This is a genomic window from Micromonospora sp. NPDC023956 (assembly GCF_040639195.1).
Taxonomy (GTDB): Bacteria; Actinomycetota; Actinomycetes; order Mycobacteriales; family Micromonosporaceae; genus Micromonospora.
Genome location: NZ_JBEZZN010000003.1, coordinates 162,093 through 184,117 on the forward strand (window position 1 = coordinate 162,093; position 22,025 = coordinate 184,117).

Annotated in this window: 19 protein-coding genes; 15 read left to right on the plus strand and 4 right to left on the minus strand. The window is 73.6% G+C overall.

Going from position 1 to position 22,025, the window contains the following annotated elements:
- The first annotated feature begins 20 nt into the window (after positions 1-20).
- The gene (locus tag AB0F58_RS06920) at positions 21-521 is read left to right on the plus strand and encodes a hypothetical protein (protein WP_357139100.1); all 501 of its coding nucleotides are present in this window, start codon (positions 21-23) and stop codon (positions 519-521) included.
- Between the two features lie 157 nt (positions 522-678).
- Here AB0F58_RS06920 and AB0F58_RS06925 read toward each other — a convergent pair whose 3' ends face one another.
- Positions 679-1,698 (minus strand): ATP-binding cassette domain-containing protein, encoded by a 1,020-nt coding sequence (locus AB0F58_RS06925; protein ID WP_357139103.1) that lies wholly within the window; start codon positions 1,696-1,698, stop codon positions 679-681.
- Positions 1,699-1,700: 2 nt separating this feature from the next.
- Between AB0F58_RS06925 and AB0F58_RS06930 the strand changes: the two genes are divergently transcribed.
- From AB0F58_RS06930 to AB0F58_RS06945, 4 genes are all read left to right on the plus strand, one after another.
- The gene (locus tag AB0F58_RS06930; protein WP_357139106.1) at positions 1,701-2,387 is read left to right on the plus strand and encodes an ABC transporter permease; all 687 of its coding nucleotides are present in this window, start codon (positions 1,701-1,703) and stop codon (positions 2,385-2,387) included.
- Positions 2,384-3,106, plus strand: coding sequence for an ABC transporter permease subunit (locus tag AB0F58_RS06935; RefSeq protein ID WP_357139109.1), 723 nt, complete (start codon positions 2,384-2,386; stop codon positions 3,104-3,106). The genes AB0F58_RS06930 and AB0F58_RS06935 overlap by 4 nt, the downstream gene beginning before the upstream one ends.
- 259 nt (positions 3,107-3,365) lie before the next feature.
- A complete protein-coding gene (locus AB0F58_RS06940; protein WP_357139111.1) occupies positions 3,366-4,373 on the plus strand; it encodes a glycine betaine ABC transporter substrate-binding protein in 1,008 nt (335 codons plus the stop codon).
- 142 nt (positions 4,374-4,515) lie between these two features.
- On the plus strand, positions 4,516-6,459 hold the full coding sequence (locus tag AB0F58_RS06945; protein ID WP_357139114.1) for a hypothetical protein: 1,944 nt from the start codon (positions 4,516-4,518) through the stop codon (positions 6,457-6,459).
- 119 nt (positions 6,460-6,578) lie between these two features.
- Here the strand turns inward: AB0F58_RS06945 and AB0F58_RS06950 are convergent, their stop codons facing one another.
- Together AB0F58_RS06950 and AB0F58_RS06955 are read right to left on the minus strand one after the other, a co-directional pair.
- Positions 6,579-7,742 (minus strand): NADH-quinone oxidoreductase subunit D, encoded by a 1,164-nt coding sequence (locus tag AB0F58_RS06950; protein WP_357139115.1) that lies wholly within the window; start codon positions 7,740-7,742, stop codon positions 6,579-6,581.
- 17 nt (positions 7,743-7,759) lie between these two features.
- On the minus strand, positions 7,760-8,914 hold the full coding sequence (locus AB0F58_RS06955) for an SAM-dependent methyltransferase (RefSeq protein WP_357139118.1): 1,155 nt from the start codon (positions 8,912-8,914) through the stop codon (positions 7,760-7,762).
- A 180-nt stretch (positions 8,915-9,094) separates the two neighbouring features.
- Between AB0F58_RS06955 and AB0F58_RS06960 the strand changes: the two genes are divergently transcribed.
- The 7 genes from AB0F58_RS06960 to AB0F58_RS06990 all read left to right on the plus strand — a co-directional run bounded on the left by AB0F58_RS06960 (position 9,095) and on the right by AB0F58_RS06990 (position 15,961).
- The gene (locus AB0F58_RS06960) at positions 9,095-10,057 is read left to right on the plus strand and encodes a DUF2520 domain-containing protein (RefSeq protein ID WP_357139120.1); all 963 of its coding nucleotides are present in this window, start codon (positions 9,095-9,097) and stop codon (positions 10,055-10,057) included.
- Entirely contained in the window at positions 10,054-10,902 is an 849-nt protein-coding gene (gene panC, locus AB0F58_RS06965) for a pantoate--beta-alanine ligase (protein ID WP_357139123.1), read from the plus strand. The genes AB0F58_RS06960 and panC overlap by 4 nt, the downstream gene beginning before the upstream one ends.
- A 59-nt stretch (positions 10,903-10,961) precedes the next feature.
- A complete protein-coding gene (panD, locus tag AB0F58_RS06970) occupies positions 10,962-11,387 on the plus strand; it encodes an aspartate 1-decarboxylase (RefSeq protein ID WP_145821678.1) in 426 nt (141 codons plus the stop codon).
- A 145-nt stretch (positions 11,388-11,532) separates the two neighbouring features.
- Positions 11,533-12,429, plus strand: a complete 897-nt coding sequence (locus tag AB0F58_RS06975; protein ID WP_357139126.1) for a septum formation family protein — start codon at positions 11,533-11,535, stop codon at positions 12,427-12,429.
- 97 nt (positions 12,430-12,526) lie between these two features.
- Positions 12,527-14,221 (plus strand): L-aspartate oxidase, encoded by a 1,695-nt coding sequence (locus AB0F58_RS06980; RefSeq protein WP_357139128.1) that lies wholly within the window; start codon positions 12,527-12,529, stop codon positions 14,219-14,221.
- A 55-nt stretch (positions 14,222-14,276) separates the two neighbouring features.
- Entirely contained in the window at positions 14,277-15,173 is an 897-nt protein-coding gene (gene nadC / locus AB0F58_RS06985; protein WP_357139131.1) for a carboxylating nicotinate-nucleotide diphosphorylase, read from the plus strand.
- 29 nt (positions 15,174-15,202) lie between these two features.
- On the plus strand, positions 15,203-15,961 hold the full coding sequence (locus AB0F58_RS06990; RefSeq protein ID WP_357139133.1) for a type III pantothenate kinase: 759 nt from the start codon (positions 15,203-15,205) through the stop codon (positions 15,959-15,961).
- Positions 15,962-16,073: 112 nt separating this feature from the next.
- Here the strand turns inward: AB0F58_RS06990 and AB0F58_RS06995 are convergent, their stop codons facing one another.
- The gene (locus AB0F58_RS06995) at positions 16,074-16,814 is read right to left on the minus strand and encodes a class I SAM-dependent methyltransferase (RefSeq protein WP_357139135.1); all 741 of its coding nucleotides are present in this window, start codon (positions 16,812-16,814) and stop codon (positions 16,074-16,076) included.
- A 91-nt stretch (positions 16,815-16,905) separates the two neighbouring features.
- On the opposite strand from AB0F58_RS06995, the gene lysS reads away from it, so the two are divergent.
- The 3 genes from lysS (at position 16,906) to AB0F58_RS07010 (ending at position 21,972) form a co-directional block, all read left to right on the plus strand.
- Positions 16,906-18,414 (plus strand): lysine--tRNA ligase, encoded by a 1,509-nt coding sequence (gene lysS, locus AB0F58_RS07000; protein WP_357139138.1) that lies wholly within the window; start codon positions 16,906-16,908, stop codon positions 18,412-18,414.
- 104 nt (positions 18,415-18,518) lie between these two features.
- Positions 18,519-18,869 (plus strand): Lsr2 family protein, encoded by a 351-nt coding sequence (locus tag AB0F58_RS07005; RefSeq protein ID WP_091452795.1) that lies wholly within the window; start codon positions 18,519-18,521, stop codon positions 18,867-18,869.
- A gap of 565 nt (positions 18,870-19,434) precedes the next feature.
- Positions 19,435-21,972: an ATP-dependent Clp protease ATP-binding subunit gene (locus AB0F58_RS07010; protein ID WP_357140380.1), complete on the plus strand. Its 2,538-nt coding sequence runs from the start codon at positions 19,435-19,437 to the stop codon at positions 21,970-21,972.
- Positions 21,973-22,025 lie beyond the last annotated feature (53 nt).

The window sequence follows — 22,025 nt, forward strand, 5'->3', positions numbered from 1 at the left end:
GGCCGGGAACTGGTCGGGGCATGCCGTTGACCAGCCGGGCCGGGGTCGACCGTCGCCGGAGCACGGCGACGGGCACCGGCACCCTCGCCGCACTCGTCCTCGTGGGGGTCTGCGGGAGTCCCGCGTACGTCCGGTGGGCCGGGGACAGCACGGACCCGAACTCCGCCTCCGGGTGGTTCCTGCGCCTGCTCGCCTGGCCGAGCTGGCGGTTCGATTCGGACCGTCCGGTCGAGACGCTCTTCACCGACGGGCTGCGGGCGCTGCTGGTGGTCGTCCTGGCCGCGATCCTGCTCTACCTGCTGCCCGGACCGCAGACCGCCCCGGCGGCGGGGCTGTTCAGTCAGCTCTTCTCCGGTTGGGGCGCGTACGTCTTCGCGGCCGGATTCGCGGCGCTGCTCAGCGCCCTGTTCGGGGCGGACTCCTCGCTGTTCGTGGCGGTGCAGGCCGCCGGCACCGGGGCCGCCTACGGCTTCTTCGCCGGCTGGATCATCGGCGTCGCCAGCCTGGGCGGCCGGGCCTGAGCAGCCGGTGGCCTTGGGCCGCGGTCGGGCGTGAGCGCGCGACGGGTCTGAGCGGCGGGGGCTTGAGCGGCGGGGGCTTGAGCGGCGGGGGCTGGAGCGGCGGAGGGGCCTGCGCAGCGGGCCTGAGTGGCCGGTGGCCCGCTGCGCGGGTGGCCGGTCACCGCTCCGGTCGACCCAGGTCCAGCAGGTGCTGGCGGCTCAGCACGCCGACCGGCCCGTCGTCGTCGACCACCACCGCCCGGTCCGTGGCCGAGGTCAGCAGGACGGCCAGCGCGTCGTACGCCGAGCCGCCCAACCGGATCCGGGGCAGGTCGGCGGTGTCCGTGTCGGTCAGCGGTCGCAGCGTGTCACGGGTGAGCGGGGTGACCGCCAGCCGGCGGATGCCCCGGTCGGCCCCGACGAAGTCGCGGACGAAGTCCGACGCCGGCCCGCCCAACACCGCGGCCGGGGTGTCGTACTGCTCCAACCGGCCGCCCTCGGAGAGCACCGCGATCCGGTCGCCGAGCCGGACCGCCTCGTCCAGGTCGTGAGTGACCAGCACGATGGTCTTGCGCACCTCGGCCTGCAACCGGAGGAACTCCTCCTGCAACCGGGTCCGCACGATCGGGTCCACGGCGGAGAACGGCTCGTCCATCAGCAGCACCACCGGATCGGCGGCGAGCGCCCGGGCCACCCCGACCCGCTGCCGCTGCCCACCGGAGAGCTCGTGCGGGTAGCGACCGCCGAACTGCGCCGGGTCGAGCCCGACCAGCTCCAGCAGTTCGTCGACCCGGCGGCGGCTGCGCTCCTTCGACCAGCCGAGCAGCCGGGGGACCGTGCCGACGTTGGTGCGGACGGTCTGGTGCGGGAAGAGTCCGACGTTCTGGATCACGTAGCCGATCCGGCGGCGTAGCGTCACCGGGTCGACCCGGGTGACGTCGTCGTCGCCGAGGAGGACCCGGCCGGAGGTCGGTTCGACCAGCCGGTTGATCATCCGGAGCACGGTCGACTTTCCGCAGCCCGAGGGACCGATCAGCACGACGAGTTCGCCGGCCCGCACCTCCAGGCTCAGGTCACGTACCGCCTCGGTGCCGCCGGGGTAGCGCTTGCCGATCCCGTCCAGGGTGATCGACGCGGCGCCGCCGGCCGGGCCGGTCGCGCGGTCGACGACGGGAACGGGGTCCGGGGTAACGTCCACGCATGTCCTTCCGCCTGAGCTACCGGGCCGATCCGGGTAACCCGTGGTTCTCCTGGCAGTACGTGCGGGACAACTCCGACACCATTGCCGCCGCGCTGGGGGAGCACGTCTCGCTGACCGCCCGCGCGGTGGTGATCGCCGCGCTGGTGGCCCTGCCACTGGCCGTGGCAGCGTACTGGTTCCGGCCGCTCACCGGCCCGATTCTCGCACTGACCGGAGTGCTCTACACGATCCCGTCCCTGGCGCTGTTCGCCTTCCTCGCGCCGTACCTCGGAATCGGGGCGGTGACCGTCCTCAGCGTGGTGGTGCTCTACGCGTTGCTGGTCATCGTGCGTAACGCGGTGGCCGGGCTCAACCAGGTGCCACCGGAGGTCCGGGAGGCCGCACAGGGCATGGGGTACGGACGGTGGGGGCGACTGTTCCGGGTGGAGCTGCCGCTCGCGCTGCCCGGCATCCTCACCGGACTGCGACTCGCCACCGTCTCCACGGTCGCGCTGGTGACGGTGGGCGTGGTGGTCGGTCGCGGCGGGCTGGGCCAGCTGATCTTCGGCGGCTTCCAGAACAACTTCTACAAGGCGCAGATCATGACCGGCACCCTGCTCTGCGTGCTGCTGGCGCTCGTGCTCGACCTGGTGCTGGCCGGGGTCGGCCGGCTGCTCACCCCCTGGCTGCGGAGGACCACCCGATGAGCGCGATCGACGAGGCGGTGCGCTGGCTGAACGACCCGCTGAACTGGACCAACCCCGGGGGCGTGCTGGACCGGCTCGGGGAGCACCTGACCATGTCGGCGGCGGCCGTCGTCCTCGGTTGCCTGGTGGCCTGGCCGATCGGCTTCTGGCTCGGGCACACCGGTCGGGGCGGCGGTCTGGTGGTGCTCGTCTCCAACGTGACGCTCGCCGTGCCGACGCTCGCCCTGCTGACCATCCTGCCGTTGACCTTCCTCGGCTTCGGGCAGCCGGCGGTGGTGGTCGCGTTGGCCGTCTTCGCCGTGCCGCCGCTGCTGGCGAACGCGTACACCGGCATCCGGCAGGCGGACCCGGAGGCCCGTGACGCGGCCCGGGGCATGGGCTTCTCCGGGTGGCAGGTGCTGCGCGGGGTGGAACTGCCGCTGGCGGTGCCGTACCTCGCGGCCGGGTTCCGGACCGCCGCCGTCCAGGTGGTCGCCACCGCCGCCCTCGCCTCCTTCGTCAACGGGGGCGGGCTCGGCCAGATCATCCGGGCCGGCTTCGGCCTGGACATCGCGGCCGGCGGTGGGCAGATCCTCGCCGGTGGCCTGCTGGTGGCCGGACTGGCGATCCTGGTCGAGTTGCTGCTGGCCCTGGTCGAACGGCTGGTCACCCCGCGCCCCCTGCGGCGCGCCCGACGCGGGGCCGGACGCCGCGCGGCGAGCGCCGTGGCCGGCAGCTGACCCGTCCCGGCACCCGGCAGGGCGTCCGCCCGGTCGACGGGTGACGATCCGGCGACAAAGTCCGCCGCGTGGGTTGTCCCTGCGCCGCCGAAAGTGTTTCGTGGAACTTCTGCGAGTGCGCCTCGCGTGAATCCGCGAGAATGGCTCGTGGAACTCTCGCGCGGGACGGACTCGCGGAGAAGCACGGGCGGCAGGACGATCGCCCGTCGGACACGCGGCCGGCCCGGACGGGTCGCGCCGGGACACAGGAGGCGGGCTGATGATGCGCGCACGTACTCGACTGGCGATCGGCGCGGTTGGCGCACTCGCCGCGGCCGGACTCCTCACCGGTTGCGGTGACGCTGGTTCCTCCGGTACCGAAGCTCCGGAGGCGGGTTCCTCCGGTGCGGGCTGCGCCCCGGTCGCCGGTGAGCAACTGATCGTCCTCGACGACGACAAGAAGCTCCAGAACACCGACAACGTCCTTCCGGCGATCAACGCGAAGGTGGCGAACCCGCAGCTCGTCGCGGCACTCGACAAGGTCTCGGCGGCGCTCGACACGCCGAAGCTGATCGCGCTCAACAAGGCCGTCGACGTGGACCGCAAGACCCCGAAGGCGGCGGCCGAGGAGTTCGCCACGGCGAACAACCTGACCGACGGCATCGCCAAGGGGCCCGGTGGCCCGCTCGTGGTCGGGGCGGCCAACTTCAGCGAGAACCAGACCCTCGGCGAGCTGTACCGGATCGTGCTGACCGCCGCCGGTTACCAGGTGAAGGTGCAGCAGATCGGCAGCCGGGAACTGTACGAGCCGGCCCTGGAGAAGGGCGAGATCCAGGTGGTCCCGGAGTACGCCGCGACGCTGGCCGAGTTCCTCAACACCAAGGCCAACGGCAAGGACGCCCCGCCGGTCTCCTCGCCGGACCTGGAGAAGACCGTCGCCGCGCTCCGGGCCGCCGGGGAGAAGGCCGGCCTCACCTTCGGCACCCCCTCGGCCGCCCAGGACCAGAACGCCTTCGCGGTCACCAAGGCCTTCTCCGACAAGTACGGGGTGACCACCCTCACCCAGCTCGCCGAGAAGTGCTCCGGTGCCGACACGGTGCTCGCCGGTCCGCCGGAGTGCCCGCAGCGGCCGAAGTGCCAGGCCGGCCTGGTCGAGGTCTACAACTTCAAGGCTGGTTCGTTCAGCTCCCTGGACGCCGCCGGCCCGCAGACCAAGAACGCCCTGAAGACCGGCGCCGCCAGCGTCGGCCTGGTCCTCTCCTCGGACGGGGCGCTCGCGGCGGCCTGAGTCGGCCCTCGTCGGGGATGCGGGGATCCGCGCCGTTCGCGCTGGTGGGCGCGCACCCCGACCGTGACGATCGCCGACGGCGCCCGGAATCGGGCGCCGTCGGCCTTTTTCGTCCCGGGAACGCTCGGTAGGCTGCACACCCATGCCCGCTCCGGTCTCCTTGGACGACAATCGCGTCTCGTCGCGGCTGACCCTCCTGTTCCGGGCCGGTCTGGCGGCCGCCGCGCTCGCGGCGTTGCTGCTGCTGGTCGCCGACGGCAACGGCCTGCTGCGGGTCGCCGCCGTGCTGGCGATCACCGCGGTGGCCATGATCGGCCTGTCGATCGCCCTCCGCCCGAACGCCGCCGCCGAGGTGCGGCAGCTCGCCGACGAGGTCGACGAGTTGCGGGCCGAACTCGCCGCCGTCGCCCACTCCGCCCGTCCGGCCGCCGAACCGGCCCGGTGGTCCGCCGAGCCGGCGGGGGGCCGGATCGACGAGGGAGCGCCCGCACCGGTCACCGGCCCCCGGGCCGGGCGGGCGCGGGTGGCGGTGGCCGACGCGGCCGGGGCGGACCCGATCCGGACGGCCGCCGACGAGCCGGAACCGGAGGACACCCGGCGGGACCACGGCCCGCGCCCGGCCGCCCCGACCGACCACCGGTCGACCGGGTCCGCGCCGGGACGGCGCCGTGCCGGGGATCCGGAGGAGGACGACCGCCGGCCGGCGGACCCGGAGGAGGACGACCGCCGCCGGGTCGGGGAGCCGCAGGGCGGCCGGCGCCGCGCCGTCGACCAGGAGGACGGTCGCCGCCGCTCGGCGGAGCCTGCCACCGGGCGCCGACGGGCAGCCGAGCCGGACGGTGAGCCGTACCGCGACCACCGGGCGGACGGGGACTGGTACGCCGACCAGGAGCCGGCCAACCGACCCCGCGCGGCGTCCGGGTATGCCGCCGGCCGCGCGACCGGCGGAGTGTACGGCGGTCCGTCCCGCTCCGACGGACCCGACGTCCGTCCCGGAGCCGCACCCGGTCCGGAGGTGCCCCGTCCGGTCGGCGTGGTCCGGCACACCGAGACCGTCCACGTGACCACCCGGCACACCATCGTCGACGGCACCGCCCCGGATCCGGGGTCGGGCGACGGCTACGGCCGGTGGACGCCCCCGGAGGAGCAGCCCTGGACGGGGCACGCCCCGGAGCGGGCCGACCGGTGGGACGGCTATCCGGCACGCGAGGAACACGGCCGGTCGGGCCGCTCCCGCGGGTCGGCCCGGCCGGGGCCCCCTCCGGAACACCACGACCGCTCCTGGGACGCCCCGCCGACCGGATCCGGCCCCGCCGGAGCGCGGCCCTGGTCCGGGCCGGACGACCGGTCGGGGTCGGCCGGCGCCCGTGACTGGCCCGGTCCCGGCGGCGCCCCGGACCCGGACTGGCGCGCCCCGGCCGGTGGCCGGTACGGCGTTGCCGACGAGCGGTACGGATCCCCGGGCGGGGAGCGGACCGGGCAAGCCGGTGGCGATGGTCGGTCCCGGCGGGGCGCGGCGGAGCGGCCCGGTCCCGCCCGGACGTACCCGGCGGCGGACGCCGGTGCCGACGACTGGTCCGAGGTCCGGGCCGGTGGCCGGTGGGCGACCGTCCGCGACGACGAGCACGGCCGGGAGGTGCGGATGGGTGAGCGGCGGGCGGCCGTGCACGCCGACGACGACGGCACCGAGCTGCGGATGGAGGACCACTGGGCGGCCGTCCGGCGGTCCCGGCGGGGGCACCCGGACGACGGGTACCACCGGGACGAGCCGGGTCGTGGAGGCGGTCGGGAGTACCCCCGGGGCGACCACCGACCCGACCCGGACCGGGCCCTGCCGCCGGGTGGGGTGCCGGTGCCGGAGCAGTGGCGACCGGCGCGGAGCGGTCGTCCGGCGGACCCGGGGCCGACGCCGCACGGGTCGGGGCCGGCACCCGGGTGGTCGGCGCGGCGCGGCGGGCGGCAGACCGACGACTGGCCGGAGCCGTCGCCCCGGGCACGGCGGTCGGAGCCCGACCCGGACCGGTACGGCCGGTCCCCCCGGAGGTACGAGGAACGCGCCGACGACTCCCCGGAGCGCTGGCGCTGACCGGGCTCCCCGGCGGCGGTCTTCCCGGCGCTGACCGGGCTCCCCGGCGGCGGTCTTCCCGGCGCTGACCGGGCTCCCCGGCGGCTGTCTTCCCCTCGGCGAGCGGCCCGCCCCGGCGGCTACTTGTCGATGTCCCCGACCACGAAGAACATCGAGCCGAGGATCGCCACGAGGTCGGGCACCAGGCAACCGGGGATCAGGGTGGCCAGCGCCTGCACGTTGGCGTACGACGCGGTGCGCAGCTTCAACCGCCACGGCGTCTTCTCGCCCCGCGAGACCAGGTAGTAGCCGTTGATGCCGAGCGGGTTCTCGGTCCAGGCGTAGGTGTGCCCCTCGGGGGCCTTCACCACCTTCGGCAGCCGGGTGTTGACCGGTCCGGTGAGCCGGTCCACCCGGTCCAGGCACTGCTGGGCGAGGTCGAGTGAGACGTACACCTGGTCGAGCAGCACCTCGAAGCGGGCGTGGCAGTCCCCGGTGGTGCGGGTGACCACCGGGACGTCCAGTTCCCCGTAGGCGAGGTACGGCTCGTCCCGCCGCAGGTCGAGGTCGAGCCCGGAGGCGCGGGCGACCGGGCCGGAGGCACCGAACGCGGCGGCGTCGGCGGCGGAGAGCACGCCGATCCCGACCGTCCGGGCCAGGAAGATCTCGTTGCGCCGGATCAGGTGGTCCAGGTCGGGCAGGCGGCGGCGCACCTCGTCGATGGCGGTCCGGGCCCGGCTCGTCCAGCCGGCCGGCACCTCCTCCTTGAGCCCACCGACCCGGTTGAACATGTAGTGGATCCGACCGCCGGAGACCTCCTCCAGCACCGTCTGGAGCGTCTCCCGTTCCCGGAAGGCGTAGAACATCGGGGTGATCGCGCCGATCTCCAACGGGTACGACCCGAGGAACATCAGGTGGTTGAGCACCCGGTTCAGCTCGGCGAGGGCGGTACGCAGCCAGACCGCCCGCTCCGGCACCTCCAGCCCCATCAGCCGCTCGACGGCGAGCACCACGCCCAGCTCGTTGGAGAAGGCGGACAGCCAGTCGTGCCGGTTGGCCAGCACGATGATCTGCCGGTAGTCGCGGACCTCGAAGAGCTTCTCGGCCCCCCGGTGCATGTACCCGACGATCGGCTCGCAGGCGACGACCCGCTCGCCGTCGAGCACCAGCTTCAGCCGGAGCACCCCGTGCGTGGAGGGGTGCTGCGGGCCGATGTTGAGCACCATGTCGGCGGTGTCCAGACCGGCACCGGTGCCGACGGTCAACTCACGCAGGCTCCCGGCGTCGGTGGTCATGCCCGACATCGTGCCACGAACGCGGCTCAGGGGGCCGCCGGCAGGGTGGACCCGGACGGTGCCAGCGGCGGCGCGGGGATACCCACCGGTTGCAGCAGCCACCAGTGCCCGCCGAGCCCCGCCGGATCGGTCAGTTCGGCGACCGCCGACGCGGCGGCGAGCGCGCGGACGTAGCCGGCCGGGTCGGTGGAGGCCAGGGTCAGCGGCGGCCGGCCGCCGTCGGCCCCGAGCGCCCGGAGCGCCTCCCGCTGACCGAGCAGCGTGTACGGCGTACCGGTCACCGCCGAGCCGGCGACGCCGACCGCGTCCACGGCGACGTGTGCGGTGAGGTCACGGGAACCGTCCGGTACCGGCGGCACCTGCCGCCCGGCCCGGTACCCGGTGAGCGTCCCGTCGAGCGGCCGGCCCGAGCGCAGGTGCCCGTAGTCGACGGCCAGGGCGAGTCCCCGGTCGACGGCGCGTACGGCCGCCGCCCAGGCCGCGTCCCGGGTCCGCCCGATCTCGGCCCGTCCGCCGGGCGCCGCCGCCGGCCACCAGGTCGCCAGCCACTCGGCGTCGGCGGGGTCGACCGGCCCGCCGACCGACTCGACGCCGGCCGGGTCGACCAGCACGGTGCGCCAGCCGTCGTCGGTGGCCACCGCGACGTCCAGCGGCACGTTGTCCAGCCACTCGGTGGCCAGCAGCAGTCCGGTGATCCCGTCCGGCGGCCGGTCCCGCCAGTCGACGGCGGGTGACAGCCCGGCCGGCCGGGGAGCCACCTCGACCGCGGTGAGCCGGAGCCGGTCCGCCAGCGGCGGTGGTGGCCCGGCACCGTCCGCCGGGCCACCACCGGCCCGGTCCGGGTGGCGACCGGTCTGGTCGGCGTGGTGGTCGGCCTCCCGGGTGCGGCGACCGGCCTGGTCGGTGCGGCTGGCGAGCCCGCCGGTCGCGGGGCCGGCGGCGAGCCGGGCGAGGGTGGTGAGCAGTTCACCCCGGCCCGCGCCCACGTCGACCACGTCCAGCCGGTCGGGATGCCCGAGCGCCGTGTCGACCGCCCCGACCAGCCGCAGCAGCGCCGCGCCGAACACCGGGGACGCGTGCACACTGGTCCGGAAGTGCGTCGCCGGGCCGGTGCCGGCCACGAAGAAGCCGTCAGGACCGTAGAGCGCCGTGGTCATCGCCGCCCGCCAGCCGGTGTCCATCAGCGCGTCCCGGGTTCAGGTGGGGTCACGTGCCGACCCTACGGTCAGCGGGCCGCCCGCTCCGTCCGGGCCGGGGCCCCACCTGGCTGGTGAAGGTTTTCACACCTGTCTGTGCCGCCCGCTGACCACGGCGCATACTTGCGCTGACCGGTACCCACCTCCGAGGACTGGATCACCGCCATGAGCGCATCCCTGCGCCCGCGCCCCGGCGCGCCCACCGGCGTCGTCGTACCGTCGGGCTCCGTTCCCGTCTTTCCCCGCCACCTCACGGTCGGCGTGATCGGTGCCGGCCGGGTCGGTGCCGTGCTGGGCGCGGCGCTCACCGCCGCCGGTCACCGGGTGGTCGCCGCCGCCGGGGTCTCCACCGCCTCCACCGCCCGGATCGCCCGGCTGCTGCCCGCCGTTCCGCGTCGCCCGGTGCTGGCGGTCGCCCGAGCCGCCACCGACCTGCTGTTCGTCGCGGTCCCGGACGACGCGCTCACCGCCGTGGTGGCGGGGCTCGCGGAGAGCGGCGTTCTCCGCCCCGGCCAGGTGGTCGCGCACACCTCCGGCGCGCACGGGCTCGGCGCGCTCGCCCCGGCGGCCGAGGTGGGCGCCCGGCCGCTGGCGCTGCACCCCGCGATGACCTTCACCGGTACGCCCGACGACCTCGACCGCCTGCCCGGCGTCTCGTACGGGGTGACCGCCCCGCCGGAGCTGCGGACGCTGGCCGCCCGGCTGGTCGCCGACCTCGGCGGCGTGCCGGAGTGGATCGCCGAACCCGACCGGCCGCTGTACCACGCCGCCCTGGCACACGGCGCGAACCACCTGGTCACGCTGGTCAACGAGGCAGCCGACCGGCTGCGCGACGCCGGGGTGGACGAGCCGACCCGGGTGCTGGCCCCGCTGCTGCGGGCGGCCCTGGAGAACGCCCTGCGGCTCGGGGACGACGCGTTGACCGGCCCGGTGTCGCGCGGCGACGCCGGCACCGTCGCGCGGCATCTCGAGCGGTTGACGGCGACCGCACCGGACGCGGTCGGGGCGTACCTCGCGCTGGCCCGGCGGACCGCCGACCGGGCGATCGCCGCCGGGCGGCTCCGTCCGGTGGACGCGGAGCCGCTGCTCGGAGTGCTGGCCGGCGTACCCGGGGAGGCGGCGGCGTGACCACGGTGGTGCACACCCGCGCGGAGCTGGCGGCGGCGCGGTCCGCCCTGACCGGCACGGTCGGGGTGGTGATGACCATGGGCGCCCTGCACGCCGGGCACGAGTCGCTGCTGCGGGCGGCCCGGGAGCAGGCCGATCACGTGCTGGTGACGGTCTTCGTCAACCCGTTGCAGTTCGGGCCGAACGAGGACTTCGACCGGTACCCGCGCACCCTCGACGAGGATCTCGACGTGTGCCGGCGGGCCGGGGCGGACCTCGTCTTCGCCCCGTCGGTGGCGGAGATGTACCCGGACGGGGCATCCCGGGTGCGCCTCGACCCGGGCCGGCTCGGCGGCGAACTGGAGGGGGAGAGCCGCCCCGGCTTCTTCCACGGGGTGCTCACCGTGGTCCTGAAGCTCCTCCAGCTCACCCGGGCCGACCTCACCTTCTTCGGCGAGAAGGACTACCAGCAGCTCACCCTGGTCCGGCGGATGGTCCGCGACCTCGACGTGCCGGTCCGGGTGGTCGGTGTGCCGACGGTCCGCGAGCCGGACGGGCTCGCCCTGTCCAGCCGCAACCGCTACCTGTCCCCGACCGAGCGGGCCACCGCGCGGAGCCTGTCGGCGGCGCTGCACGCGGGCTCGCTGGCCGCCTCCGACGGCGCGACCGCCGCCGACGTGCTGGCCGCCGCCAACGCCGCCTTCTACCAGCACGACGGGCCGGACGTGGAACTGGACTACCTGGCCCTCGCCGACCCGGACCTGGAACCCGGTCCGGTCACCGGTCCGGCCCGGCTGCTGATCGCGGCACGGGTCGGCACGACGCGGCTCATCGACAACCTGGCGATCCGGCTCGACCCCCGATGACCATGCCACCCGGGCCCGGCCGGCCCGGTCCGGCACCCGATGCGCGAGAGGCGACTCCGATGTACCGCACGATGCTGAAGTCGAAGATCCACCGGGCCACGGTGACCCAGGCCGACCTGCACTACGTCGGCTCGGTGACCGTGGACCAGGACCTCCTCGACGCCGCCGACCTGCTCCCCGGCGAGCAGGTGGCGATCGTGGACATCACCAACGGCGCGCGGCTGGAGACCTACGTCATCCCCGGCGAGCGGGGCAGCGGCGTGATCGGCATCAACGGGGCCGCCGCGCACCTGGTGCACCCCGGTGACCTGGTCATCCTCATCTCGTACGGCCAGATGGACGACGCCGAGGCGCGGACGTACCAGCCCCGGGTGGTGCACGTGGACGCCGACAACCGGGTCATCGAGCTGGGGGCCGACCCGGCCGGGGTGGCCCCCGGCATGGTCGGCGACCCGGTACGCGGGGACCTGGTCGCCGTCCGCTGACCCGTCGCCGCCGGCCGGTCGCGAGGGCGGTACCGGGCCGAGCGTCCGGTTCCGGCCCGCCCATCCGCTCTGTTACCGGAGGGTCATTTCTGGTTACCCTTACCGCGCGCCGTCGGGCGACGGCCGCTGGCTGGGGGAGGCCGCGATGCGCCGTGCGAGGAGGAGCCTGGCCGCCGGGTTGCTGACGGCCACCCTGCTGACCGGCTGCGCCGACACCGCAGGGCTGGACGGCGACCTGGTCGACGACTGGGCCGCCCTGGCCGCCCCCGGGCCGTTCGTGCCGCCGGTCGGGGTCTGCCAGGTGGCCGACTTCGCCGACGTGGTCCGGCCCACCACCGTCGAGCCGGTGGACTGCGGCCTCCCGCACCGGGTGGAGACCGCGCACGTGGGCACCTTTGCGCCCACGGTCACCGCCCTGCCGGCGGTCGACTCGTCGCCGATGCGGGCCGCCTTCGCCGAGTGTGACACCCGCACCTCGGCGTACGTCGGTGACGAGTGGCGGGCCGGTCGGCTACGACTCGGGGTGGCGCTGCCGTCCACGGTGGGCTGGGCGGGCGGTGCCCGCTGGTACCGGTGCGACGTCACCGAGGTCGACACCGTCGAACGGAGCGGCCGGACGGTCCTGCGCTCCGGCAGCCTGCGCGACGCCCTCAAGGCGGCCTCCCCGCTCCGGCTGGGCTGCCAGAACGCGCGTACCGGCCCCGAGTTGGGCGTGCAGGCGGTCACCCCGGCCGACTGTGCGAAGGCACACAACGCGGAGTTCGTCGGGGTGTGGAAGGCGCCGGACACCCCGTACCCGGCGAAGCCCGCCGACTGGGCCCCGGTCCACACCGGCTGCTGGTCGGTCCTCGCCCGCTACGCCGGCCTGCCGGCCGACAGCTACCTGCGGTTCCGCACCGACCTGGTGGTACGCCCGCCGGGCCAGGGGCGCTGGAAGGCCGGTGACCGGGGCGTGCGCTGCTACCTCTGGCTCAGCGACCGCACGGTGACCCGCTCGCTCAAGGGAGCCGGTCCGAAGACCCTGCCCATCCGTACCCGCTGACCGCCCCGACCACCCCGGGCCGGGGCGGCGGGTCGGCCGCGCCACTCGGTGCGGCCCCGCCGCTGCGCGACCGGGGACGACGCGGTTGACTGTGCCCATGGAGCTGTCGACCGTCGCGCTGCCCGGCGTTCCCCCGCTGCTGGCCGCGCCCGAGCCCGGCTGGGTCGAGACCACCGACGTGATCGTGGTCGGGTCCGGGGTCGCCGGCCTGACCGCCGCGCTGCACCTGCGGGAGGCGGGGCTGCACGTCACCGTGGTCACCAAGGTGAACATCGACGAGGGCTCGACCCGCTGGGCGCAGGGGGGCATCGCCGCCGTGCTCGACCCGGCGGACACGCCGGACGCGCACGCGTACGACACCGAGGTCGCCGGGGTGGGGCTCTGTGACCCGGCGGCGGTGCGGGTGCTGGTGGAGGAGGGGCCCACCCGGCTGCGGGAGCTGATGCGGATCGGGGCGGAGTTCGACCGGCACCCGGACGGATCGCTGATGCTGACCCGGGAGGGCGGGCACCGGGCGGACCGGATCGTGCACGCCGGCGGGGACGCCACCGGCGCGGAGGTGCAGCGGGCGCTGCACGCCGCGGTCCGCCGCGACCCGTGGATCCGCCTGGTCGAGCACGCCCTGGTGCTGGATCTGCTGCGGGCTCCCGGGGACGGCCCCGGCGGGCTCGGCCGGGCCTGCGGGATCACCCTGCACGTGCTCGGCGAGGGCAGCGAGGACGGGGTCGGCGCGCTGCTGGCCCGCGCGGTGGTCCTGGCCACCGGCGGAATGGGGCAGATCTTCGCGGCGACCACCAACCCGGCCGTGTCGACCGGGGACGGTGTCGCGCTGGCCCTGCGGGCCGGCGCGGCCGTCACCGACGTCGAGTTCGTGCAGTTCCATCCGACCGCGCTGATCGTGCCCGAGCGGGCCCGGATTCCCGGGGCCGGGCACGCCCAACAGCCGCTGGTCTCCGAGGCGCTGCGCGGCGAGGGCGCGCACCTGGTCGACGCGGACGGCAAGCGGTTCATGGTGGGGCAGCACGAGCTGGCCGAGCTGGCTCCCCGGGACGTGGTGGCCAAGGGCATCCACCGGGTGCTGCTGGCCAGTGGCGCCGACCACGTCTACCTCGACGCCCGGCACCTGGGCGGCGTGCACCTGGCCCGCCGCTTCCCGACCATCGTGGCCTCCTGCCTGGCCATCGGGGTGGACCCGGCGACCGACCTCATCCCGGTCGCGCCCGCGGCCCACTACGCGTCCGGCGGCGTCCGCACGGACCTGCGCGGCCAGACCTCCATCCCCGGCCTGTACGCCTGCGGCGAGGTGGCCTGCACCGGTGTGCACGGGGCGAACCGGCTGGCCAGCAACTCGCTGCTGGAGGGGTTGGTCTTCTCCCGGCGGATCGCCGAGGACATCGCCCGGAGCCTGCCCGAGCAGGCGCAGCCCGCGCCGACCGGCGCGTGGCGGGGCGGGGGTGGCTGGGTGGTGCCGGCGGAGGTGACCCCGGCGCTGCAACGGGCGATGACCCGGGGCGCGGGGGTGCTCCGCTCGGCGGAGACCCTGGCCGCGACGGCGGGGACGCTGACCGAACTCGGCGCGGGGCGGGGCGAGCCCCGTACGGCGAGCTGGGAGGCGACGAACCTGGTCACGGTGGCGTCGACGCTGGTCGCCGCCGCGTACGCCCGTCGGGAGACCCGGGGTTGCCACTGGCGGGAGGACTTCCCGACGGCCGACGACAGCTGGCGCGGCCACCTGGTCGGCGCGATCGGGGCCGGCGGCCGGCTGACCCAGCGGTGGGAGGAGTCCGCGTGAGCGTGCGGAGTGGACCGGTCCGGCGGGCCGGGCGGTCACGAACCGAGGAGGCCCGATGAGGGAGTGGACGGAGCAGGCGCTGCGGGAGGCCGGGCTCGACCCGTCCGAGGTGCGGCGGATCGTCGAGAACGCCCTGCGGGAGGACCTCGGCCCGGAGTTCCGGGACGTCACCAGCCTCGCCACCATCCCGGCCGAGCAGACCGACACGGCCGACCTGGTGGCCCGCGCCGACGGCGTGGTCGCCGGGCTGGCCGTCGCGGCGGCCGTGTTCGAGCTGGTCGGCCCGGTGACCGGCGACCACCGTACGGTGGAGGTGTCCCTGCTGGCGGCCGACGGCGCGCGGGTGACGCGGGGGGCCGTGCTGGCCACGGTGACCGGCCCGACCCGGTCGCTGCTCACCGCCGAGCGGACGGCGCTCAACCTGCTCTGCCGGCTCTCCGGGGTGGCCACCCACACCCGGGCCTGGGCGGACGTGCTGGCCGGTACGAAGGCGATGGTGCTGGACACCCGGAAGACCACTCCGGGGCTGCGCTCCCTGGAGAAGTACGCGGTGCGGGCCGGCGGCGGTACCAACAAGCGGATGGGCCTGCACGACGTCGCGATGATCAAGGACAACCACAAGTTCGCGGCCGGCGGGATCGCCGCCGCCTACCGGCGGGTGCGCGAGGCGTTCCCCGGGGTGGCGGTGCAGGTGGAGGTGGACACGCTGGCCGAGGCGGTGGAGACGGTCGAGGCCGGCGCGGACTTCCTGCTGCTGGACAACATGACCCCGGCGACGCTGACCGAGGTGGTGGCGGCGGTGGGTGACCGGGCCGAATTGGAGGCGACCGGCGGGCTGACCCTGGACGTCGCCGCCGAGTACGCCGCCACCGGTGTGGACTACCTGTCGGTGGGCGCGTTGACCCACTCCTCGCCGATCCTGGACATCGCGTTGGACCTGCGCACCGGGTGATCGCTGCCGGCGTTGTCTAGGCTGCGTGCGTGCTGCTCTGCATCGACATCGGAAACACCAACACCGTGCTGGCGACCTTCGACGGGGACCGGCTGGTGCACTCCTGGCGGATCAAGACCGACGCCCGTTCGACCGCGGACGAGCTGGGCCTGATGTTCCGGGGCCTGCTCGCGGGGGACGCGGTGGAGATCACCGGAGTCGCCGCCTGCTCCACCGTGCCGGCCGCGCTCCGCTCGCTCCGGACCATGCTGGCCCGCTACTACGGCGACCTGCCCAGCGTGGTCGTCGAGCCGGGGGTGCGGACGGGGGTGCAGCTCGCCATCGACAATCCCAAGGAGGTCGGGTCGGACCGGGTGGTCAACACGCTCGCCGCGTACACCCTCTACGGCGGGCCGTCGATCGTGGTGGACTTCGGCACCACCACCAACTTCGACGTGATCAGCGGTCGGGGCGAGTTCCTGGGCGGGGCGTTCGCGCCGGGCATCGAGATCTCCTTCGACGCCCTCGCCGCCCGCGCGGCCCAGCTGCGCAAGGTCGAGGCCACGAAGCCCCGGTCGGTGATCGGCAAGAACACCGTCGAGTGCCTCCAGTCCGGCCTCTACTTCGGTTTCGCCGGCCAGGTGGACCGGATCGTCGAGCGGATGACCGAGGAGCTGGGCGAGGTCAGGGCGGTGATCGCCACCGGTGGGCTGGCCTCGCTGGTGATCAACGAGTGTCGCACCATCACCCACCACGAACCGATGATCACCCTGATCGGTCTGCGCATGGTCTACGAGCGCAACAACTGAGGGCGTCGGGACCGTTCGGCGGCCCTGCGGCGTCCGGTGGCGGAGCCGGCCGGGCGGGATCGGTGCCGGCGGCCCTGCGGGGCGTCCCGCGGCGGGGCCGGCCGGGGAGGGGTCAGTGCCGGCGGGCGCGGAGCACCAACGTCCGGTACGGCAGGACGAGGGTCTCCCGGCCGGCCAGGTCGGGATGGGAGCGGAGCAGGTCGCGCAGTTCCCGGTCGACCTGTCGCCGGCGCTCCGGCGTCGCGGTCAGGTAGTGCGAGCGGGTGTGCACCATGCCGAGCAGCTCGTCCGGGGTGAGCACGGTGGCGTGCGGGAACTCGGCCCACTCCGGGGCGGCGAACCGGGGGCCGACGTCGGTGACGCTCGCCAGCAGGTTGTCGACGGTGTCGCCGATCTCGGCGATCCGGCTCAGCTCGGTCACCCAGGGCGTCCGGTCGTCGCGCAGGTTCCAGACCAGCGCGAGGGTGCCGCCGGGCCGCAGCACCCGGGCGATCTCCGGGTGTGCGCGCTCGCGGTCGAACCAGTGGTACGCCTGGCCGGCCAGCACCGCGTCGGCGTGCCCGTCGGGCAGCGGCATCGCTTCGGCCGTGCCGGCCAGGGCGGTGCCGTCGGGTGTGGTGGCGGCGAACCGGGCCCGCATCCCGGGGTCGGGTTCCACGGCGTCCACCGGGTGCCCGAGCGCCAGCAGGCTCCGGGTCAGGATGCCGGTGCCGGCGCCCAGGTCGACGATCCGGGCGGACGGGGCGAGGCCGGCGAGCGCCCAGCGCAGGGCCGCCTCCGGATAGCGGGGCCGGAACCGGTCGTACTCGGCGGCGGCCGTGCCGAACGACAGCGCGTGGGTGGAATCGACCATGCCGGCAGGTTATCGAGTGCCGGCCCCCGGAGGGGCTTGAGTAGGCTCGTGCCTTGGACCCACCCGATTTCTCCCGCTGAGGACGCATGCCGTGACCGAGCAGAACCCCGTGCCGATCGATCCCGCCGACGACCTTCCCGAGCAGATGAAGGTCCGCCGGGAGAAGCGTGACCGGATGCTCGCCGACGGTGTGGAGCCCTACCCGATCGGCTATCCCCGCACCAGCACCCTGGCCGCGGTCCGGGAGAAGTACGTCGACCTGCCCACCGACACCGCCACCGGCGACCGGGTCGCGGTCACCGGCCGGGTGATCTTCGTACGGAACACCGGCAAGCTCTGCTTCGCCACGCTGCGGGACGGCGACGGCACCGAGTTGCAGGCGATGCTCTCGCTGGACCGGGTCGGTCCCGAGCGGCTGGAGGACTGGAAGCGCCAGGTCGACCTGGGCGACCTCGTCGGCGTCACCGGCGAGGTGATCACCAGCCGGCGGGGGGAACTGTCCGTGCTGGTCGAGCAGTGGGCGGTCACCGCCAAGGCGCTGCGACCGCTGCCGGTGGCGCACAAGCCGCTCAGCGAGGAGGCCCGGGTCCGGCAACGGTACGTCGACCTGATCGTCCGTCCGCAGGCCCGCCAGATGGTGCGGACGCGGGCGGCGGCGGTGCGCAGCCTGCGCGACTGTCTGCACGGTGAGGGATTCATCGAGGTCGAGACCCCGATGCTCCAGCTCCTGCACGGCGGGGCCGCGGCACGCCCATTCGTGACGCACAGCAATGCGTTGGGTACGGATCTCTATCTACGAATCGCCCCGGAACTGTTTCTCAAGCGGGCCGTGGTCGGCGGCGTCGACCGGGTCTTCGAGATCAACCGTAACTTCCGTAATGAGGGCATCGACTCTTCGCACTCGCCCGAGTTCGCGATGCTCGAGGCGTACGAGGCGTACGGCGACTACGACACGATGGCCGCGCTCACCCGGAATCTGGTGCAGCGGGCGGCGACCGCGGTGGCCGGGTCCACCACGGTGACCCACGCCGACGGCCGGGAGTTCGACCTCGGCGGCGAGTGGCGCTCGGTGACGCTCTTCGGTGCGCTTTCCGAGGCGCTCGGCGAGGAGGTCACCGTCCGCACCGAGCACGCCCGTCTGGTGCAGTACGCGGAGAAGGTCGGTCTTTCCGTCGACCCGAAGTGGGGTTCGGGCAAGCTCGCCGAGGAACTCTTCGAGGAGCTGGTGGTGCCGGGCCTCCAGGAGCCCACCTTCGTGCGGGACTACCCCGAGGAGACCAGCCCGCTGACCCGGGGGCACCGGCACGAGCCCGGCCTGGCCGAGAAGTGGGACCTCTACGTCCTCGGTTTCGAGCTGGCCACCGCGTACTCCGAGCTGGTGGACCCGGTGGTGCAGCGGGAGCGGCTGGTCGCCCAGGCGGCGCTGGGGGCCCGTGGTGACGACGAGGCCATGCGGCTCGACGAGGACTTCCTGCGGGCCATGGAGTACGGAATGCCGCCCGCCGGGGGTATGGGAATGGGAATCGACCGGCTGTTGATGGCCCTGACCGGCCTGGGAATTCGGGAAACGATCCTCTTCCCCTTGGTGCGCCCAGAGTAGCGAGCCTACTCGTCGGGTGAATCCGCCGTCCTATTGACGGGGTCAGCATCGTGCCCGCTATTGTGCTCTTGTTAGCAGGAGAACCTGCTCGAAAGGAATGGCACGTGGCCAAGCAGATCATTCACAAGCTGGTCGATGACCTGGACGGCGGAGACGCCGACGAGACCGTCAAGTTCGCGCTCGACGGCGTTCAGTACGAGATCGACCTCTCCAACAAGAACGCCGAGAAATTGCGGGAGCTATTCGCCCCCTACGTCGCGGCCGGCTCGAAGGTCGGTCGAGGGGGCGTGGTGGTCGGCGGTCGGGCCGCGCGCGGCCGGGGCGGCGCCACCGCGGACCGGGCGCAGAACAAGGCGATCCGGGACTGGGCGAAGCGGGAGGGACGGGAGATCTCCGACCGGGGGCGCATCCCGCAGGAGATCGTCGACGAGTTCCACGCGAAGGCCGGTCACTGACGTCGGCCCTCGACCGAGCGACACCGACGCCGGCCCGGAGCACCCGCTCCGGGCCGGCGTCGCTCCGTCACCGACTCCCATCGTTCGTCACCGGCTCCGCCGTTCGTCACCGTTCGTCACCGGGTCCGCCGTTCGTCACCGGGCGGCCCACCCGGGGTCGTCCCGTCACGGCCGGCGGCGGCTCAGGGGACCGTCGGGTGACGCCGTGCGCGCCGCCGGGAAGGAAACCGGCGGAACGGACGTTGTCCACAACCGGTGGAGGAGTTGTCCACAGCCTGTGGAAGGCCGTTCGGAGGCCCGGAGGCCCGTCGACCCCCGTCCACCGGCCCAGCGAATTTCGCTCTGCGCGTACAGGACAGGCGCCCGGAACACCTCCTGAGCGCGGACGGTTGGGTAAAACGACGCGAACCCGGCGCCGAGCGGGGACACACGACCTCAGCGGAGTCGGTTCGCGGCGATAGAGTAAGGAGGCACGGACGCCCACCCCGGTCGTCCGCGCACCGGCCCCGCCAAGAGTCTTGACCATCAAGATCGAGTGCGCACGGCACGTGAGGAGCACGAGGGCATGTTCGAGCGGTTCACCGACCGAGCGCGACGGGTTGTCGTCCTGGCCCAAGAAGAGGCCCGGATGCTCAACCACAACTACATCGGTACGGAACACATCCTGCTGGGCCTGATCCACGAGGGTGAGGGTGTCGCGGCAAAGGCCCTGGAGAGCCTCGGCATCTCCCTGGAGGGCGTCCGTCAGCAGGTCGAAGAGATCATCGGCCAGGGCCAGCAGGCGCCGAGCGGGCACATCCCGTTCACGCCCCGGGCCAAGAAGGTGCTGGAGCTTTCGCTGCGCGAGGCGCTCCAGCTCGGCCACAACTACATCGGCACCGAGCACATCCTGCTCGGCCTGATCCGCGAGGGTGAGGGTGTCGCCGCTCAGGTGCTGGTCAAGCTGGGCGCCGACCTCAACCGGGTCCGCCAGCAGGTGATCCAGCTCCTCTCCGGCTACCAGGGCAAGGAGCCGGCCGCCGCGGGCACCGCCACCGGCGAGGCCGCGCCGTCGACCAGCCTCGTGCTGGACCAGTTCGGCCGCAACCTGACCCAGGCCGCCCGGGAGGGCAAGCTCGACCCGGTCATCGGGCGCGAGAAGGAAATCGAGCGGGTCATGCAGGTGCTGTCCCGCCGTACCAAGAACAACCCGGTCCTGATCGGTGAGCCCGGCGTCGGCAAGACCGCCGTGGTGGAGGGGCTGTCCCAGAAGATCATCAAGGGCGAGGTGCCCGAGACGCTCAAGGACAAGCAGCTCTACACCCTCGACCTCGGTGCCCTGGTCGCCGGCTCCCGCTACCGCGGTGACTTCGAGGAGCGCCTCAAGAAGGTGCTCAAGGAGATCCGCACCCGCGGCGACATCATCCTCTTCATCGACGAGATCCACACCCTGGTGGGTGCGGGTGCCGCCGAGGGGGCGATCGACGCCGCCAGCATCCTCAAGCCGATGCTGGCCCGGGGCGAACTCCAGACCATCGGCGCGACCACCCTCGACGAGTACCGCAAGCACCTGGAGAAGGACGCCGCGCTCGAGCGGCGGTTCCAGCCGATCCAGGTCGGTGAGCCCTCGCTGGCCCACACCATCGAGATCCTCAAGGGCCTGCGCGACCGGTACGAGGCACACCACCGGGTGAGCATCACCGACGCCGCCCTGGTGGCCGCCGCGACCCTGGCCGACCGGTACATCTCCGACCGCTTCCTGCCGGACAAGGCGATCGACCTGATCGACGAGGCCGGTGCCCGGATGCGGATCCGCCGGATGACCGCGCCGCCGGACCTGCGCGACTTCGACGAGCGGATCGCCCAGGTCCGCCGGGACAAGGAGTCCGCGATCGACGCGCAGGACTTCGAGCGCGCCGCCCAGCTCCGCGACAAGGAGAAGCAGCTCCTCGGCCAGAAGGCCCAGCGCGAGAAGGAGTGGAAGGCGGGCGACCTGGACGTCGTCAGCGAGGTCGACGACGAGCAGATCGCCGAGGTCCTCGGCAACTGGACCGGCATCCCGGTCTACAAGCTGACCGAGGAGGAGACCTCCCGCCTGCTGCGCATGGAGGACGAGCTGCACAAGCGCGTCATCGGCCAGGAGGACGCGGTCAAGGCGGTCTCGAAGGCGATCCGGCGTACCCGGGCCGGCCTGAAGGACCCGAAGCGCCCGTCCGGCTCGTTCATCTTCGCCGGGCCCTCCGGTGTCGGTAAGACCGAGCTCTCCAAGGCGCTCGCCGAGTTCCTCTTCGGCAGCGAGGACGCGCTGATCCAGCTCGACATGTCCGAGTTCCACGACCGGTACACCGTCTCCCGGCTGGTCGGTGCGCCTCCCGGCTACGTCGGCTACGACGAGGGCGGGCAGCTGACCGAGAAGGTCCGGCGTCGGCCGTTCTCGGTGGTCCTCTTCGACGAGATCGAGAAGGCCCACCCGGACGTGTTCAACACGCTGCTCCAGATCCTGGAGGACGGTCGGCTCACCGACGGCCAGGGCCGGATCGTGGACTTCAAGAACACCGTCATCATCCTGACCACCAACCTCGGTACCCGGGACGTGGCCAAGGCGGTGTCCATGGGCTTCCAGGCGTCGGAGGACTCCGAGTCCAACTACGACCGGATGAAGCAGAAGGTCAACGACGAGCTGAAGCAGCACTTCCGGCCCGAGTTCCTCAACCGGATCGACGACACCATCGTCTTCCACCAGCTGCGCCAGCTGGAGATCCTCTCGATCGTGGACATCATGATCGCCCGGATCGAGAACCAGCTGCGCAACAAGGACATGGGTCTGGAGCTGACCGACAGCGCCAAGAAGTACCTGGCCACCAAGGGCTTCGACCCGGTGCTCGGGGCCCGTCCGCTGCGTCGCACGATCCAGCGCGACATCGAGGACAACCTCTCCGAGCGAATCCTCTTCAACGAGCTGATCCCGGGTCAGATCGTGGTGGTGGACTGCGAGGGCGACCCGGAGAACATCGACAAGTCCAAGCTCGTCTTCCGGGGTGCGGAACGGCCGGTCGACGTGCCGGACGCCGTCCCGGCGGATCTCGGCGGCACTGCCGCGACGGGCGCGGACGAGGCGGCGTAACCGGTCGACCCTCCGGCAGGTCTCACCACCTGCGGGGCCGACGAACAACCGAG